This window comes from Leptospira saintgironsiae, from assembly GCF_002811765.1.
Lineage (GTDB): Bacteria > Spirochaetota > Leptospiria > Leptospirales > Leptospiraceae > Leptospira_B > Leptospira_B saintgironsiae.
In genome coordinates this window covers 837,234-854,624 of the sequence record NZ_NPDR01000001.1, presented here as the reverse complement: position 1 = coordinate 854,624, position 17,391 = coordinate 837,234, and the positions used below count along the sequence as shown (strand labels likewise).

The window sequence follows — 17,391 nt, the reverse complement described above, 5'->3', positions numbered from 1 at the left end:
TTATTTTTTGAGCACACAAATTAAGCATTTCGCCCCCATGATAAGCAAAAATGGGGTCAAAAAGGGTGTTTTTGGAGGTAAATCGGGAAAATCCAATATGACGGATTTTTCTAATTTGTTCGATTTTTAATCTTTGCTTTGGGCTTGTCATAGGGAAAATCCGCAGCACCCTTCCCATAAAGAACGAACAAATCTTCTTTTTCAGAGAAGATTTCTGCCAAGGGACACAAAATGAAATACTTACACGCTATGATCAGAGTAAAAGATTTGGATCAAGCATTGGATTTTTTCTGTAACAAGTTAGGACTAAAAGAAACGAGAAGACATGATCATCCAGAAGGACGATACACTCTTGTGTTCTTATCTGAGTTAGATGAAAATTCTCCTGAAATAGAATTAACTTATAATTGGGACCAAGATTCGGCTTATACAAGCGGAAGGAATTTCGGTCATCTTGCTTTTGAAGTAGATAATATTTATGAAACCTGTGCGAATCTTCAGGCGAAAGGTGTAATTATAAATCGCCCGCCTAGGGATGGTAGAATGGCTTTTATTAGATCACCTGATCTTATCTCCATTGAGTTGCTACAAAGAGGAAAATCTTTAGAGATTGCAGAACCTTGGAAGAGTATGGCGAATACTGGAGAATGGTAAGAGTTAGTTTTTAGAATAAGAAGAACGATATTCTCCAGGAGAACATCCGTATTTCTCCTGGAATAACTTATGGAACGCGGATTTGGATTTAAATCCTGCCGCGTAAATCACAGCAAGTACTGATCTTTGAGGCTCTTCTCTTAATAATTTAGACGCTTCTTCTAAACGAAACCCAGTGATATACTCCCTAAAACCAATCCTCATCTTATCATTTAATATTTCTGATAATTGATGGGTTTTAATCTTTAATTCTTCTGAAAGAAGTGGAAGTGTAAGCTCTTCGTCCAGATAGAGTTTTTTATCTCTCATCAATTCTTGCATCTTTTGAATGACTGAGTCCACATCCAAACCTTGCAGCCTTGTCTCATTATACCCTGCTTCCTTCGCTGTTTTTTCAAACGAAACAATCAATTCAGGAGATATAGAAGCACTTAAAAAAACGCAACATACGATCAAAGTGAGACCTGCAGCCGCAACAGTGAACAAAGGCATGAAGAAGATCTGAGCAACCACAAATAAAAAGATCACAAATATACTTGCATAGAAGAGCGCGAGAAATGGAGAGAATGCTCGTCCTTCTTCTTTTTGGAGGAAGGTTTTCCATTTGCGGATCTTTCCGATCAGTAAAAGCGGATATACTAAGTTGGAAATAGTTCCTAAGATCAAAAGTCCAAACAAGAACTGGAAATAAATATTTCTGGGAGGGAATACACTTACGTATTCTAATTTGGAATTCGGATCGGATAGAACAAAAGGTAGAAGGAACAAAAACGCCGCGAATCCAGGAGCAAAATGGACCAGATTGAGTGCCTTTGCTGGTAGTCCTCCTAATCTTCTAAAATACAAATACGCCAAAGGGCCTGTGAAAAATAGGAAAGGGATATGGATTTCCGCAAACCAAAGCTCTTCCTTTAACTGGTTGGATAATTCCAAATACAGATGGAATTGTACTATAGAAAGAGACAGAAAGAAAAAACCGATTGGCTGCCTTTTGTTTTTTCGGATGAATTCAGAAATGGCCAATAAGAATGAAAGCCCTGCTCCAAACGCCAGAAACGTATCCATAAAATGAAAGAGTCTGAAGAGAATTGAATGTCCAGATTTTTTCAGGATTTTTCTTTTTTTAGTCCATCCGGATACGGAAGGACGACCGCTTTAGAAAAAGATCGTATCCTGAATGTATGAAACATCTTAGCCTCCAACCAAATCGTTTTTTGAAATCCATCTACGGGAGTTTGGCTTTCTTGCTCTTGTTCGGAACTGTAGAATACGGAATATCTTCTGAAACTTCGAAAGTCCAAACCCAAGAAGAAGTTTCCAAAATCCCAAGCTACCAACCTAGATTCGGCAGAAAACAACCAGTCATTGTTGTAATCGGTGAGAACCGAATGACTGAGCTAACTGATTTTATGATCCCTTATGGAGTTTTAACTTCTGCGAAAATCGCAAAGGTACTCTCTGTTTTCCCTAAAACTGGCCCGGTCCAAATGTTTCCTGCACTAAAAATAGAAGCGGAGAAGTCTTTTGAGCTTTTTGATTCAGAATATCCTGAAGGCGCGGATTATGTGATCGTACCTGCAGTCCATTATTCGGATGATCCCGCCCTTCTATCTTTTGTACAAAAACAATCTGCAAAAGGTTCTACGATTATAGGAGTATGCGACGGAGTTTGGGTGCTCGCAAATGCAGGTGTTTTGAAAGATCATAAGGCAACCGGTCATTGGTTTTCTTTTTCTAATTTAGAGAAAGAGTTTCCTGAGACTACATGGATCAAGGATAGAAGGTACATTGCAGATCGAAAGATCGTTACTACTACTGGAATCACTGCTTCTATTCCAGTTTCCTTGGCTTTAATAGAAGCAATTTCCGGAAAAGAAAAAGCATCAGAAATTGCGTCTAGCTTAGGAGCTAAAGATTGGAAACCCACTCATAAAAGTTCTGATTTTTATTTAGGCGGCAAAGATATGTATATTGCTGCGAAAAATTATCTGGGCTTTTGGAATTATGAAAACTTAGGTGTTCGGGTTTCCGATGGAATGGACGAAGTAGTACTCGCTCTACAAGCGGATTCTTTTTCCAGAACGTATAGATCGGAAGTATTTTCTGTTTCAGATCAAAAACAAATCCGAACCAAGAGTGGTTTATTATTACATGTAGACAAAACGCAGTCAGAAGCCGCCAATTTAGATTCTATTTTAGAAAATCTGAATGGAATAGCGGCTGCAACTGCCTATGATAAAAATCTCGCAGAGATTGAATCCAAATACGGAACAAACACTGCAGCATTTGTGGCTCTACAGATGGAATATCCTTGGAGGAAGTAGGTTCGGCTTAAGAAGGCCAGATTCTTATTTCCAGCCTTCTGCGAATTCTATCCTTTCCAAAGTAGTTGGATGAGAATGTTCGAAGATCACTTCCAGTTTGTGAGGATTCAATCTGGATTTATTGTCTTTTGCCAGCTTGATTTCAGTGCTAATGAATGATTTTTTGTCATTGGTTAGCACGAGTGCTTCTCTGTCGGCTTGGGTTTCCAGAACTCTAGAGAGTGTTGCGGAAAATGGTCCAAGTATTGTTCCAACAAGGGATAGTATCAAAAACAGAAATGGTAAGGAAGAAGGAGAATAAAATTCTTTTAATGGGATCAATCCTTCTTCTTTTACTTTTTGGAATACATATCCGAGTAAGAAGCATAGTAAGAAAGTTTCTAATGTGCTAAGCGCGATCTCTATCATTTGATGATTGTGCACCCAGTGACCTATTTCGTGTCCTAGTACGCTTACCACTTCTTCTTCTGTGTGGTTGTTGATAAGTGTATCATATAAGAAGATTTTTTTACTTTCTCCCCAACCGGTGAAGTATGCATTTGTGTGACCCGAGTATTTGCTCTCGTTGATCACGTAGATATTCTCTACTTGGATATTTGCTTTTTGGCTGAGAGCCAATATTTTTGTTTTTAAACTTCCATCTTGGATAGGACCGTAATCGTAAAAGATAGGAGTGATGATAATTGGGTACAATACAGACATTAGAAGTCCGAAGCCAAGTGACAAGATAGGAAGTATATATTTCCAAGCACGTGGAAGATTTTTAAGCACGAATGCAACTACGAGGACTACTAATCCGCCAAATAGAAATCCGAGCCCGAATGATTTTGCTTTAAATAAGATCCAATCAGTTACGCTCATATTGGAGAATTGAAATTCGTGTTCTATCACATATCCGAAATAATAGCTGAACGGTAGAGAAATAATAAATTCTACAAGATAGAAGGAAATGAAGAATAGAAATACTGTAAGGTAAAATCTTTCTCCCGTTTTTCTGCGGAAGTATTCCTCTAACTTTACTGAGATTGGGGAAAATACGAATGCTCCCGCCAAAGCAAAATCAAGCAAGGAACCAATGATAGAAACAAAAAATCCCCTTCTTTCATAGTCTATCCCTGAATTTATATCATCTTGGGTAAAATACTTTAGAATTCTTTCATGTAATTCCGGAGATAGATCGCCTTGGTAGGAGAAATATTTCATTACGAGTGTGAGTAAGATCTGTAGGGAGAATAAAGAAAATAAAATGTTTTTAAGTTTCATGTAATGGTTTTTATACTTTTTCGTAGAGTTCTGAGATCTGTTTTACTGAGTTTCGGAAGACTGAATTCAATTCTTCAGGAAGAACTGTTTCGATTGCATCCGGCCATCTCCATAAGAACGGTAATAAACCTTCCAGATTGGTAGATTGGAAACTGAGTTTATTTTTCTCTTCGGCATATTTAATTCCTGTCAGGAATAGTTTTGCTTTTACGAGACCTTCTTCTTTGCAGATCCACTCCACATTTTTGGGTTCGTGGACTGGAAATAATCCTGCGTGTGTGATTAGATCTTCTTCTGTTTCTTTTTTAGCACCTCTTGCCTGGTAAAGTGGATCTCCTTGTAGGAGTTCCACAGATAAGATCTTAGGTAGAACAAATCTTTTTTTGGTCTTTTCTTCTCTGTCATAAGCTAATAGATAATGATCCTGGCCGCCTTTTCGGATCAGCCTGATTGGATCTGCTTCTTTCAAATATGAATCTTCTGGGAAAGTTTTATAATATTTAATTCGGATTGGAGTATGATTTTTGAGAGCTTCTAAAATTTGAAATGCAGCCTCGCCGAACTCTTCTGAATTTTCCTCAGAGCTTTCTGGTATCTCTGGAAAGTATTCTAGATCTCCTGCGAATATTTTTCTAGCAGCGGTATAAAGTTCATATTTTGGAGCTTCTGAATATCCTCTTAAGAGTAACGCGGATATCTCTCTAAGCTCTTCTTCCGAGAACTCTAAAGTTTTGGAAAGTGGATCTTTTACGAGTACGTATACAAAATCCTTTCCGTTCTTTTGCGGATAATATTTAATATGAAATCCTAAGGCGCCTAACTCTTCTATATCTCTGGATAATTTTCGTCTGTCGGAGTCTCTGTTCTCGTTATCGTAAAATCCCTCCATGATCTTTCTTAGAGAGCTCAAAGTGATCCCGTCCGGAAATCTGAAAAAATTGAATAATAATGTGAGAAGCCTGTACTCTGTGGGATTCATCTCCCTCGGCTCGATTTCCTGATCTATATCTTTGTCTAGTTCTTCTTTCATGGCTCGTTTCTAAATTTTGATTTTTATAAAGTCCCTGGGCAAGGAAAAATCTCTGCCCTGTTTTGAATTCAGAGAAAGTCCCAAAAAACAACTTGATGAGTAAGATCTGATCTCGATAATTCTCTCGTTTCAGTCGCTTATTCTTAGAGGTTTTTATGGGTAAAATACTAGGTTTTCTTTTTCCGAATTTTGTAGGTCTTATTCTTATTTTACTCGGATGGTGGACAACTATCATCAATGTAGCCACACTTCGTTTCGCTGGTGAGTCTTATTTTAATAAATGGACCTATACCGGTCTAATATTGATCATTATTGGGGCTTATTTGCCTGAAATCTGGATTGGGATCCGTAAGAAAATTTTCGGAGATTGAGGAGCTCTTTTTTTCCTTGTACGAAAACGTCTAGACATTTCCGCTGGTATTCTATTTATTTGCATTTGCAATCCATGGGATAGCCAGCTCCGGAGATTTGGAAAAAGGTCTTTACGAGCCAAGTACATGGGTTACAATGCGACATAATAAAATTACTGGAACCTGAGAAGGGAAGATGAGCGCGGAAACCGAAGTTTTAGAGAAACCAAGCCGGAAAAAGACCGATATCGAATTCCATAAACCGACTCTTTCTCGGGAAGACCTGAAAACCGTTTTAGAGGCGTTGGTAGAAGACCATCTTGCTTCCGGTTCTGTGACTCACAAGTTTGAGAAAGCTTTTTCTTCTACTTTCAGGACTAAACAAGTAGTTTCCGCAAACAGTTTAACTGCTGCGTATCACCTATCCTTATTGGCGCTTGAGATCCAACCTGGAGATAAAGTAGCAATCTCTACATTCGCACCTCTTGCCGCTCTAGATGCAATTTTCTTAATGCAAGCGCAACCTTTGGTTGTGGATATGGGAAAACATTCTTTCCATATGTGCCCTGAAAGATTATCTTCCGCTTTGGAAGATGAATCCGTAAAAGCTGTTGTTGTAGATCATACTTTCGGATCTTTGGCGGACTTCTCCAAATACGATTTCAAAAATCGTCCTGTTATCGAAGATTTTTCAGAAACCGTTGGCGCAAGAACAGAAACTTTCACTCCAGGTAAACAGGGAAAAATTTCTATTTGCGGTCTTTCTATTGAATACCTGATCACTACTGGAAATGGAGCTTTGATCTGTACTGATGATGATTCTTTGGCAAAAAAGATCAGAGCCAGAAAAGAAGGTAAAGATCCTTATCCGCGTAAAGAAGGCCAACCTAGATTAGATTATGATATGATCGATTACCAAGCTGCTTTAGGGATCGAACAATTATCCAATCTTGGTGTGATCTTAGAAAGAAAAAGAAAGATCGCTCAGGTGTATCTGCAATCCATCCAAGGTTCCCAAGTTGGTTCTCATTTTAACGATCCGAATTCTGAAACTTTCAATCGATTTGTGATCATAGCTCCAGGTAATTACGAGCAGGTAGAAAGGTACTTCCGTTCCTTACAAATTGGTACTCGTAGAACTGTTGCAGAACCGATCCATCATATTCTTGAACTTTCTAATTCCGATTTCCCGAACGGGGAAAGATTGTATCAAAGAGGTCATTGCATTCCGATTTATCCTAACTTAACTAAGGATAATGTGCAAAGGATCTCTCAGGCGATTCGCAGAATTTATTAAGATAGTTTCACACAGAGTTCACGGAGAACACAAAGGTTTTCATCTGAGTTTCTGTAGGAGTTCCTACGTGAAATGAAGATCGCCCCCGCCCTGCATTGGGTTTTGGGGGGAGTGGCCCGTGGGAGACCGCTTTTCGCTTATCATAAAATTCTGGCTCCGTCAACCGAATCCTATTTTTAAAATCTGTGTAGGAATTCCTACAACTGGCCAGCGAAGCTGGGTCAGCCAACCCGACCGACTTTCGTCTAGAGAAGTTTAGAATCATTCGAGAGACTTCGTCTGACGTTTGTTTCTGATTTAGTCTCTTTAATTTCAAACTCAAACACTTAGTACGATCTCAAAACCTTTCTGTTCAAATTTCCGAACCGCGGTCCGCGAATTTGTTTTCGAAAATTCAGGAATCGACCGCAATGGACCTCTGAGCAGTTCCTTCATTCGATTTTCGAAATGTTTGGATACTCCGGAGGCAACTTGAATATCGCGCTCCTCTCTATTAAACGTCCCATTCTTATTACCAGTCTTGTGATCCTAATGTTGATCACCGGTGTCTTCTCTCTTAGCAAGATGGGAGTGGATCTTTTTCCGGATGTAAATATCCCGGTGGTGACTGTAACTACGATCTATCCGGGAGCAGGTCCGGAAGAGATTGAGGAATTGATCTCTAAACCTTTAGAAGAAGAACTTTCTTCCATTGCAGGTTTGAAAAAGATCACTTCTCGTAACCAGGAAGGTGTTTCCGTAGTTTTAGGTGAATTTACTCTTTCTACCGACATCAAATATGCTGAGCAACAGTTTAGAGATAAGACTGCATCAGTTCGTCCCAAACTTCCGGACGGAATCAAAGAACCTAAAGTAGTTCGTTTCGACCCTGCTGACCAGCCGATCATTCGTTTGGCGGTGTTTGCTGATTTGAATCAGGCAAAAATGTACGATTTAGCCAAAGAAACCGTTAAGGCTAAGTTAGAACAAATTGCTGGTGTTGGTTCTGTTCGATTAGTCGGTGGAACTCGAAGAGAGATCCAAATCGAATTAGATAGAAATAAATTAGTTTCTTATCAAATGCCTATGGTGGTCATCGCCAACAGATTAAAAACTGCTGGTTTAAACGTTCCTGTTGGTAAATTCGATTCTGGTGCAAAAGAAACTTCTTATAGAACATTAGGAAGATATGAAACTCTTTCCCAAATTGAGAACACGATCGTTTCCTTCGGAGGAGATGTTGGCAATTCAGTACTCATAAAACAATTAGGGATCGTAAGAGATGGAACCGAAGATGAAGAAACTTTAGGTTATCTTTGGGCTTCCAAAAGTGACGAAGTGGAAGAAGAAGACGTAGGTCTTTTAACTCATCCGATCACTTGGTTAACCCAAATCCCTAAACGTGTCAAAAGACTTTTCGGGGGAAAGAAAAGCGAAGTTGTAGAAAAAGAACTTAAACCTGCATTATTCATCGATGTTTACAAACAATCGGGAGCAAACACCGTAGCAGTTGCGGACGAGGTCTTAAAGAGGATCGATAAGTTAAATGCGGATATCCAACCTCTGGAAGGAAAGCCAAAGATCAGATTGATCCGTGACGGTTCCAGATGGATCCGTTACAACGTAGAAGATGTTACTGAAGCGATCGTTTTAGGGATCCTCCTCGCGGTAATCACCGTTTATTTCTTCTTAGGAAATTTAAGATCTACGATCATTACCGGTCTTGCATTGCCTAACTCCTTATTAGGCGCATTCATCATCATGTGGATCATGGGATTCACGATTAACGTTATGACCTTATTGGCCTTATCTCTCGCAGTGGGGCTACTCGTCGACGACGCCATCGTAGTTAGGGAAAACATCTTCCGTAAATTGGAAGAAGGTGCAACCGTAATGGAAGCCGCAGAAAAAGGAACCATGGAAGTGGCTCTTGCGGTTATTGGAACTTCCTTAACTGTGATCGCGGTATTCTTCCCTGTTGGATTCTTATCAGGTATCGTAGGCCAGTTCTTCAAGCAGTTCGGATTGACTGTGGTTTTTGCCATGATCATTTCACTCTTCGACGGTCTTTTTGTAGCTCCTATGTTGTCCGCTTACTTCGCGGGTAAACTTACACACGATAAAAAGAACGCTGCGGTAGAAGCATTCGATCGTTTCCAAACTTGGTTGGAAAAAATTTATACGATCACAATGCGTTATGCATTGGCTCATCCAGGTAAGATCATACTTCTCACTTTCCTGATTTTCATTCTTTCCTTTGTAAGTTGCGCTTTTGTGAAAAAGACATTCTTACCAGCGAATGATCAAGGTGAATTTATGGTAACTTTGGATCTTCCTCCAGGCACTAGCTTACAAGGAACTAAAGATGTTTCTGATAAGGTTTTAGCAGAACTCCAAAAATTCCCTGAGATGGATAAGATCGCGATTACAATTGGTAAGCCTGATGGTGGAGAGCCAAACACTGCTATATTAGCAATCGCACTTGTTTCTTCCAAAAAAAGATCTAGAGATACTACCTCCGTCAAAGAAGATATCCGAAAAATGTTAAAGGCCTATGATTACGCAAGGCCTGCGGTTTCGGATTATTCTGCTGTGGGAGGCGGAGTCCAGTATCCATTCCAGTTAGTTCTCAAAGGAAACAACTTGGAAGAAGTGGAAGCATATTCTAAAAAAGTAATAGAAAGACTGAAAGGTATCAAAGATCTCGCGGACATCGACTCCGACTTTAGGGGAGGAAAACCTGAATACCAAATTGTTTTAGATAATTCTAAAATGCAATTAGTAGGTGTTCTTCCTGGTGTTGCAGGTTCCGAGTTAAGATACCAAATCGCCGGAGATCAGGTCAGTAAGTTTTACGATAAAGGGATCGAATATGAAGTTCGTATGAGACTCGGGCATGATCAAAGGAACTTAAGAGCAGCATATAACCAAACTAAAGTCCCGAATATCGCAAACAGATTGATCCCTCTGGCAGCGATCAGTACCGGTAAAGAAAACCTAGGTCCTTCTCGAATCAATCGTATTGATAGAGCAAGAGCTGTTGTGATGAACGCAAACCTTGCACCAGGTGGCGCGATCGGAACTGCAATGGAAGAAGCTACTAAAATTCTTACCAAAGAGATTCCTCCTCCTCCAGGAGTTCGTTTTAATTTCCAAGGTCAGTCGGAAGACTTAAAAGAACTATTCTTGAATATCATCGTAGCATTCGGTCTCGCGTTGATATTCATCTATTTGGTTCTTGCATCTCTTTATGAATCTTTCATCACTCCGATCACGATCTTATTCGCAATCCCTCCTGCAATTTCCGGAGCATTCTTCGCTCTGTTCTTAACAGGAGAAATGCTGAATATATTCTCTATGATCGGACTCATTCTACTCATGGGACTCGTTGCCAAAAACTCGATCTTACTCGTGGATTATGCAATGCAGGCAGTGAGAGAAAGAGGTATCACAAGAGACGAAGCAATCTTCGAAGCAGGTCTTGTGAGATTACGTCCGATCTTAATGACATCCATCGCGATGATCATGGGAACTGTTCCAATCGCATTAGGTCTTGGAGAAGCGGCTAAATCCAGAACTGCAATGGGTATCGCGATCATCGGAGGTTTGATCCTTTCGACGTTAGTTACGTTGATCGTCGTTCCGTCTATCTTCGGTGGTATTGACAAGTTCAGAGAATGGATAGAAGGCAAGTTCCGTCCTGATATGACAGCGACCATCCACAGCGAAGGTGGTGGTCATTCCGGAAGTGCCGCTGTCTCTACGAACCATAGTCAACCTTCTTTAAGTGAATGGGCCCAAGATGTGGAGTCCAAACCCAAGAAAGGAACTAGTTCGAAGAAGAAAAAATAACCATTAAAAGAGGGCCTAACGGCCCTTTTTTATTTATAAAATTCAAGTTTACATAATATTAAAAAAAAGTATTTTTTAATATTATAATGAATAATAAATTATTGACTTTTCCTCATTTTTCTAAATTTATTTCTCTGTTTTTTCATAAATTAAACGAAAAAACAAAGGAAAATGAAGAACGAATGAAACGTTTAGGGATATTAACAGGGCTCTTTGTAATATTAATGTTCGCCGGTTGTAAGGAAAAAGCCGAAGATTTAAAAGATTCTAGAATCAATTTGAACGGAAAATGGGTATTGGTAGCAAGCTGTGCAGACGGCGGACCGACTCCCACAGCTTGGTTGGAGATTACCGATTCTAATACTATCCGATCTTGTATGCAACAAGGCGGGACGGGAACATATACAACTTTGAAGGGAACAATAAGACCTGCCGATAACTATGGAAATTACAAAATCGATTGGAGTAACGGTTATCAGCAAAATGCAAGCTATCCTGTGGGCATTTTAAAACTATTATCCTTGATTGACCCGTCGAGCCAAAGTGCTCAGTGTTACACTCAGAATCCTAGCTATCCGCCGAATCCTCAGTGCCAATTTTAAACGATTTTCTCAGTGTTTGCGATGTTGGAATTCCAACATCGCTCTTGCCGATCCAAATCTATTTGCAATAAACCATTTTACTGATCTCAAAAACTCCATTTTTTATTTCCAAGCCTCCAAAACTTAGTTCCCAATAATCTACAAATCCCAAATAAAGACTTCACCTTCAGGGGTAGTTTATGATCCAAAAAATTTCCTTACATGCCTATATTGGAATTACTCTAGTAACAAACCTTCTATTCGGTTGTGCTCAATTACAAAATGTTGATTTAAAAAAAGTAAAAGAAAAGATCGAGGACTTAGATAGACCTGCCTTTATCTTAGAAAAAGTTTCCATCGCAGAAATCAATTTGTCTGAGATCAAACTTAGAGTTGATTCTAAAGTAAAAAATCCGTATCCTATTGCGTTGCCAGCCACCAATCTTGAGATGAATATCTTGATTGAAGGCCAACAATTTACGAAGGCAAAAACCAAAATCCCAACCGTTGGTGGGAATTCCAACAAACCAGTTCCAGTAGATCTAACGTTTGCATATAATGATCTGGCAGAACTTTACAAAAAAGTTCCAGGAAAGATAGACCTAGTAGTCAAAGTGCAAGGAGTTGTATCACTTCCTATTCCTGAAAAATATAGATCCATTGCAGGTGCTGCATCACTCGACTTTCCATTCGAAGAAGAAAGAAAAATCCCTGCAGTTCTTCCGGACATAGAGATCCGAAATTTTAAAATTATCAAACCGGATCCTTCTACCATTTTGAGTTCCGCTGGCACAGAAGATCTAGCCAAAAAAGCGACAACATTCTTAGACACCTTACTCGGTCCTCAGAAAAAATCACCAGGCTCAGCGGTCGCTGCAGGATTATCAGCACTCGACTTAAAAGTAGACACCGAATTCCAAATCGTATTAAAAAACAGAGCTACATCTAGATTACAATTTTCTGAATTTGAATTTGAGCTCACACTTGAAAAAGAAAAATTCTTAACAGGCCAACCTGTTCGGATCGAAAACCAAGGACAAGAATCTATTCTTAGCGTTCGCACTTCCTTCCCACTCGGAACAGTCACACAAGGAATCGCAAACGCAGTTTCCAAAAGGTCCGCAGCATTCCGACTTAACGGAAAAGCAACCACCGAAGCTCCCGAAATCGGAACGGGTCCTGTCCAATTTAAATTCGACAAATCCGGTTCTTTTAGCTGGAATTAAGAGTTTGGGCGCATGCTCGCCATTTTGGCGAGCACCCGGCTCTCCGCTCCAATCTGCTGCGCAGGATTTCCGCTACGATCCGTTGCGCGGCGCTGATCCAAAATATATTATAATTATCTAATTAATAATCCTAAGATACGAATTTTTTCCCGAAGAAAATCTCATCCAATCCGTTCTGATATTGTTCTCTTCCAAGTAAGTTTGGATTCTTTTGTCAACGTAAAACCATTCGCCGGCCGCAACAACGATAGAAGAATTTCCAAATTTCAAATACTTACCTGTTTCGATCTCCACTTCTTCAAAGTCACCCGAAAGAAATGAAATATCTTCTTCAAGAAAACCAATAAATCCTTTTAAAACTTTTCCGAATCTTTCGTATTTCTCAGTAAAACGTTTCTTTGGAATATGATTCTCTACTAAATACCGATCCAAACGATCCAGAATAAGTTTTGATTCGTTGACGACCTCGCCTTCTTCACATGCGAATCCATAACCTAGAATTTTCCTTCTAAATACTAAAACTATATTCATAGAAGAAATTCCTTAGGCGAAAAATGTCTGGAGGATTTTTCTCTCCGTGTTTCTGGAAATATTTTTGAACTGTAAATAGCAATCTTTAACAGGAATTTCTAATGCTTTGAATGTTTTGCGATGATCCATTAAGACAGATACGCAAGCCACAAAAGAAAGGAATCTCCACATGATCTTAAAAAGGAACCGAGTGATCGGATTCTTAAGCCTCATCCTAAAAAATGTAGAATGAAAGATGAGATGTTTTTCTTCATCTGCTGCGATATGTAAAAGTGCATTTTTAACGGAACCAAATGGGATTTTCTCTGCAATCTTCTTATAAAAACAAATTCCAATCACTTCTGCGACGAGTAGCACCATTAGCTTGAGTCTAGTTCCTAAAAGCCTTCTTCCAAAATGAAAAAGTTTTTCAGTCCAGTTACTTTGGATCAGTTCTCCTCTTAATGCACGGACGCAATCTCCTAAAATACGCGCATGTCTACCTTCTTCTTTTACAAAAAGTTTTAGTGCTTCTCTATAATTTGGATCCACTCCGTAGATATGTACATGATCGATATCTTTTGCGATCCTACCTTCTCCCGCTTCTCCCAACTGAAAGATTGCAAGAGATTTAGCTACAGGAAGCCTCTTTTGAGGAATAAAACCGATTACCTGCTCTTGAACGATAGGATAAGGGCGATCTGCATTTTTTTTGAAATGTTTCGCCCAATTTCCCCAAAAATAACCTCGGTCCCGCTTTTGAAGAAGAGTCCATAATAAATTTCTAATTCTTTTCTTGCCGAAAAGATTCATTACTAAGGTCAAACGTATGATCTTGAAATCTAAGATAAAACTCCTTCTTTTAAGATAAGAAAGATCAAAACAAAGAGAATATTTGGAGCCCCTTCCTGAATACAATTGAGAAAGCCCTGTGATCCCAGGACGAACGGCCCATCTTCTGTCTAAACCTTCTACTCCCCAACCTAACCTCGCAATATCTTGTGAAGTCAATGGCCTTGGGCCTACAATACTCATATCTCCCTTTATAATATTCCAGATCTGAGGAAGTTCATCCAAACCTGTACTTCTCAAAAACAAACCTATCCTTGTGGGAACTCCATCCTTTAAGGTCCTGAATTTCCAGATCCTAAATACCTTCTTTCCTAAACCGATCCTTTCTTGTAGGAAGAAAACAGGACCTGGATCAAAAACAGAAATCAGTAAAAAGATCCCTAATACAACCGGGAAAAATACAACCAGAGCAATTAAAGCCAAAGAAAATTCTAAAATTCGTTTCATGGATCAGAGAATATCGAATTTTAAAAATAAACCCACCTTCCGAGTGCAGATCACCAAGCACTCAAGTGCTTGACCTCCTAGTTCTTCTTATCCTAAAATTCTGAGAACAGATGAAAGCCGAGCCTCTCAAGATACTGGTTGCAGAAGATAATCTAAAACTTAGAAAAGCGATGATCTCTGGCTTGGAAGAATCCGGAAAAATAAAATCCGTATTCGACTGTGATTCAGGAGAAGACGCGATTCGTTATTGTTTAGAAGGAGAAGTAGACGTTCTTCTTTTGGATGTAAGACTTGCCGGAAAATTAAATGGGATAGAAACCATTATCTCCATTCGAAAGGAATTCCCACGTAAACCTGTGGTCATCTATTCTATACAAGACAGCGATGAGTATTTTAGGACTTTCAGAAGTTCTGGAATTTTAAGCCATTATGCATACGTTCGAAAATCGAATTATCTGCTTCCATAGATGGTGGCACCACTTATTCGATTAGCTTACGATGGAAAAAGTTTTATAGATCCTGAAATCGAATCCAGAGTTACAGAAGTCAGAGAGAAGGATGAAAATTCACCTCTTGCAGTATTAGAACCGAACGAAAGATCAGTAGCAGAAATGTTGTCTCAAGGATTTAGTAATGAACAAATTGCACAACATTTTGGATTTAAAGATAAAAGAACAATCAGCAGGATCAATGGACAAATCTACTCGGCTTGGGGACTAAACGAAACTAACTCAGATGAAAAAGTGGCCCGCACAAGAGCAGCACTTATCGTATTATCCAATCGTTTTTTAGAATGGGAAGAAGACGAAAAAATATTTTATAGGAATTCTACTGGAGAAAGAATTCCATGGAAGCCTAATATTGACTATAGATCTTGAAATATTAATCTGCTCCGTTTTTATCTTTCTTTCTACAAATTTGTTTTGGTTAGGATCAACCACCGGAACAAATCTGGAAAAGAAAAACGCTGCTGCATATTTTAGTATTTTTACTTTAATTGTATCTTCGTTATTATTCTCTTTCTCTGCAATCCTTGGCCAAAATGGGTTTTTAGTCGTATCCTCTTATCCAATCTTATATTTTTTTCCGGGATTGATATTATTGATACTGATTCCATTCGGATGGTTTGTAGTAATTGTTTGGTTTTTTGGATTTTTAAAAAAGAAAGGGATCTTTTTTTATTTATTCTATATCTTATCTTTTTGCCAATTAATTGCAATCTCCATCCTACTTATTTATAACCCAGGACGAAGCTGGAATATCAGTTTATTTGAATATTGGAAATTAGTTCCCTTCTCATTTAAATCCGCTTATTTAATCTATATTTTTGCGTGCGTATTTCTTTCCCTACTTTGTTTATTCTTATTCAAAATTTCGGATAATAGTCTTTCCGAGTTAGGAAGACAAAAGGCAGTTCCATTCTTAAAAGGAATTGGCTTTTCCTTGTTCGGAGTTGTCTTACTAGTTTCTCTTCTATTTGTAGGCGATGAATTCGGAATTATAGAAAATTTGATCTTAAAAGCAGAAAAAGAACCCAAATACTTTTACGGATTTGTCCTCAGTATACAACTGTTGATTTGTGTTTCTATTTTAGTTTTAGGTTGGGCATTAACATCTTATGAAATAATTACAGGAAGAATATTACCTAAGATTAGCCTAAAACAAGAATGGAAAAATTCAATCTATGTGGCTTTCTTACTTTCTTGTTTATATTTTGTTTTCGCAAAATTAGGCTATCCTAGAGCGGAAATTTTCATCATATTCTCTTATTCCTTCTTCCTTTCCCGATTTTTTACAGTTCGAAAAAACAAACAGATCAGTTCCAACCAAAACGAAGTATTAAAAAAGATCTTATCTTCCGGTTCAATCAAACTTTCTTTCGGATATTTGTGCAAAGATGTATTGGAAGCGACTAAGGCGGCTTTGGTATTCCAAGGAAAAATCCCATACATATCAGATACGAATATTTATTATCCGGAAAATATTCCGCCGGAAACATTTGATTTTTCTAAAATAGTTCCAAATCTAGAAAATCCAAATATTCAATACTTAGACAAAGATCAATTTTCAGGATTTGTGGTCCGAGTAAAAATAGAAAGTGTACTTTCCGGAGATGCCTACTTAATCTTGGGCCAAAAAGAAAATGGAGGACTATTCGCAGAAGAAGAAATTGAAATTGCAAGAATCACAGGAACTTGGCTCGTACATTCCCTATTTTTAGAGGAAACAGGAAATATTTTAGAAGAACTTCAAAGAAAGAAAATCCAAGAACAAAGACTTTCAGATCAGAAGACTAGACAAATACTTCATGATGAAATACTTCCGGAAATCCATTCTCTTATTTTGGAAATCTCTAATGACAAATCGGGAAGTCTCAATGCCCAACATGCAAATTCTCTAACAGAACTTCATAAAAGAATATCCTCTCTATTGAGAGAAATGTCTGATACTGGCTTAGAAATTTCCAGGATAGGCTTAATTTCAATGTTACAAAAACTACAGGATATTGATGCAAAAGATTACACTCTAATTTGGAAAATAGATCCAAATGTGAATTCACAAACTGAAAACTATCCTCCCGAAGTTCAGGAAGTTTTGTATTATGCATTCAGGGAATCCTTACGCAACGCAGTAAAATATTCTGGAGAGTTAAGATCAGCAGGCATTTACATTCGTATTCAATATGAAAGCGGTTTATCCATTCAGATCAAAAACGAAATAGGAAAAGATCTTATATCAGTACGTTCTTCCGGCCAAGGGTTGAAAATACATAGTGCATTATTGAGAATTTTCCAAGGTTCTTTGACATTGGAATTTCCTAATTCTAAGGAAGCGATGATCCGGATCTTTCTTCCTTCTCCTCAAGAATAAACGTAAGTTGATATTTAACAAGGTTCGATACAATTATAGCGCAAAAAATCGACTTGCTAGAATGATTTTCCTTTCAATGATGCGCTTAAGTCGAATCCTAAAAAATCAAGCCTCATGAACATTTGTTCATAAACATTATCCGGAGTTTGGAAAAC

The 17,391-nt window shown here is 38.5% G+C and carries 13 protein-coding genes and 1 pseudogene; 9 read left to right on the top strand and 5 right to left on the bottom strand.

Annotation, left to right across the window (positions count from 1 at the left end; genetic code table 11):
- Window positions 1–231: 231 nt before the first annotated feature.
- Window positions 232–654, top strand: coding sequence for a VOC family protein (locus CH362_RS03940; protein ID WP_100709014.1), 423 nt, complete (start codon window positions 232–234; stop codon window positions 652–654).
- Window positions 655–657: 3 nt separating this feature from the next.
- Here the strand turns inward: CH362_RS03940 and CH362_RS03935 are convergent, their stop codons facing one another.
- Window positions 658–1,719, bottom strand: a complete 1,062-nt coding sequence (locus tag CH362_RS03935) for an AraC family transcriptional regulator (RefSeq protein ID WP_100709013.1) — start codon at window positions 1,717–1,719, stop codon at window positions 658–660.
- A gap of 116 nt (window positions 1,720–1,835) precedes the next feature.
- Here CH362_RS03935 and CH362_RS03930 point away from each other — a divergent pair, with 116 nt between their 5' ends.
- The gene (locus CH362_RS03930) at window positions 1,836–2,978 is read left to right on the top strand and encodes a DJ-1/PfpI family protein (protein WP_100709012.1); all 1,143 of its coding nucleotides are present in this window, start codon (window positions 1,836–1,838) and stop codon (window positions 2,976–2,978) included.
- Window positions 2,979–3,002: 24 nt separating this feature from the next.
- On the opposite strand, the gene CH362_RS03925 is transcribed toward CH362_RS03930, so the two are convergent.
- Window positions 3,003–4,241 (bottom strand): M48 family metallopeptidase, encoded by a 1,239-nt coding sequence (locus CH362_RS03925; RefSeq protein WP_100709011.1) that lies wholly within the window; start codon window positions 4,239–4,241, stop codon window positions 3,003–3,005.
- A gap of 10 nt (window positions 4,242–4,251) precedes the next feature.
- Window positions 4,252–5,271: a helix-turn-helix transcriptional regulator gene (locus CH362_RS03920; RefSeq protein WP_100709010.1), complete on the bottom strand. Its 1,020-nt coding sequence runs from the start codon at window positions 5,269–5,271 to the stop codon at window positions 4,252–4,254.
- 155 nt (window positions 5,272–5,426) lie between these two features.
- Between CH362_RS03920 and CH362_RS03915 the strand changes: the two genes are divergently transcribed.
- The 5 genes from CH362_RS03915 to CH362_RS03895 all read left to right on the top strand — a co-directional run bounded on the left by CH362_RS03915 (window position 5,427) and on the right by CH362_RS03895 (window position 12,556).
- The gene (locus CH362_RS03915) at window positions 5,427–5,642 is read left to right on the top strand and encodes a hypothetical protein (RefSeq protein WP_100709009.1); all 216 of its coding nucleotides are present in this window, start codon (window positions 5,427–5,429) and stop codon (window positions 5,640–5,642) included.
- A 175-nt stretch (window positions 5,643–5,817) separates the two neighbouring features.
- A complete protein-coding gene (locus CH362_RS03910; protein ID WP_100709008.1) occupies window positions 5,818–6,918 on the top strand; it encodes a DegT/DnrJ/EryC1/StrS family aminotransferase in 1,101 nt (366 codons plus the stop codon).
- A gap of 471 nt (window positions 6,919–7,389) precedes the next feature.
- Window positions 7,390–10,749 (top strand): efflux RND transporter permease subunit, encoded by a 3,360-nt coding sequence (locus CH362_RS03905; RefSeq protein WP_100709007.1) that lies wholly within the window; start codon window positions 7,390–7,392, stop codon window positions 10,747–10,749.
- An 86-nt stretch (window positions 10,750–10,835) separates the two neighbouring features.
- Window positions 10,836–11,351 carry a hypothetical protein gene (locus CH362_RS03900; RefSeq protein WP_100709006.1) on the top strand — a complete coding sequence of 172 codons (516 nt, stop codon included), beginning with the start codon at window positions 10,836–10,838 and terminating at the stop codon, window positions 11,349–11,351.
- Window positions 11,352–11,530: 179 nt separating this feature from the next.
- Complete coding sequence (locus tag CH362_RS03895; RefSeq protein WP_100709005.1) at window positions 11,531–12,556, top strand: LEA type 2 family protein; 1,026 nt, start codon at window positions 11,531–11,533, stop codon at window positions 12,554–12,556.
- A gap of 117 nt (window positions 12,557–12,673) precedes the next feature.
- Here the strand turns inward: CH362_RS03895 and CH362_RS03890 are convergent, their stop codons facing one another.
- A complete protein-coding gene (locus tag CH362_RS03890) occupies window positions 12,674–13,087 on the bottom strand; it encodes a hypothetical protein (protein WP_100709004.1) in 414 nt (137 codons plus the stop codon).
- A 12-nt stretch (window positions 13,088–13,099) separates the two neighbouring features.
- Window positions 13,100–14,365, bottom strand: coding sequence for a sugar transferase (locus CH362_RS03885; RefSeq protein WP_100709003.1), 1,266 nt, complete (start codon window positions 14,363–14,365; stop codon window positions 13,100–13,102).
- A 110-nt stretch (window positions 14,366–14,475) separates the two neighbouring features.
- Between CH362_RS03885 and CH362_RS03880 the strand changes: the two are divergent.
- Window positions 14,476–15,243: pseudogene (locus tag CH362_RS03880) on the top strand (response regulator).
- The gene (locus tag CH362_RS03875) at window positions 15,227–17,236 is read left to right on the top strand and encodes a sensor histidine kinase (protein ID WP_100709002.1); all 2,010 of its coding nucleotides are present in this window, start codon (window positions 15,227–15,229) and stop codon (window positions 17,234–17,236) included. The pseudogene CH362_RS03880 and the gene CH362_RS03875 overlap by 17 nt, the downstream one beginning before the upstream one ends.
- Window positions 17,237–17,391: the final 155 nt, after the last annotated feature.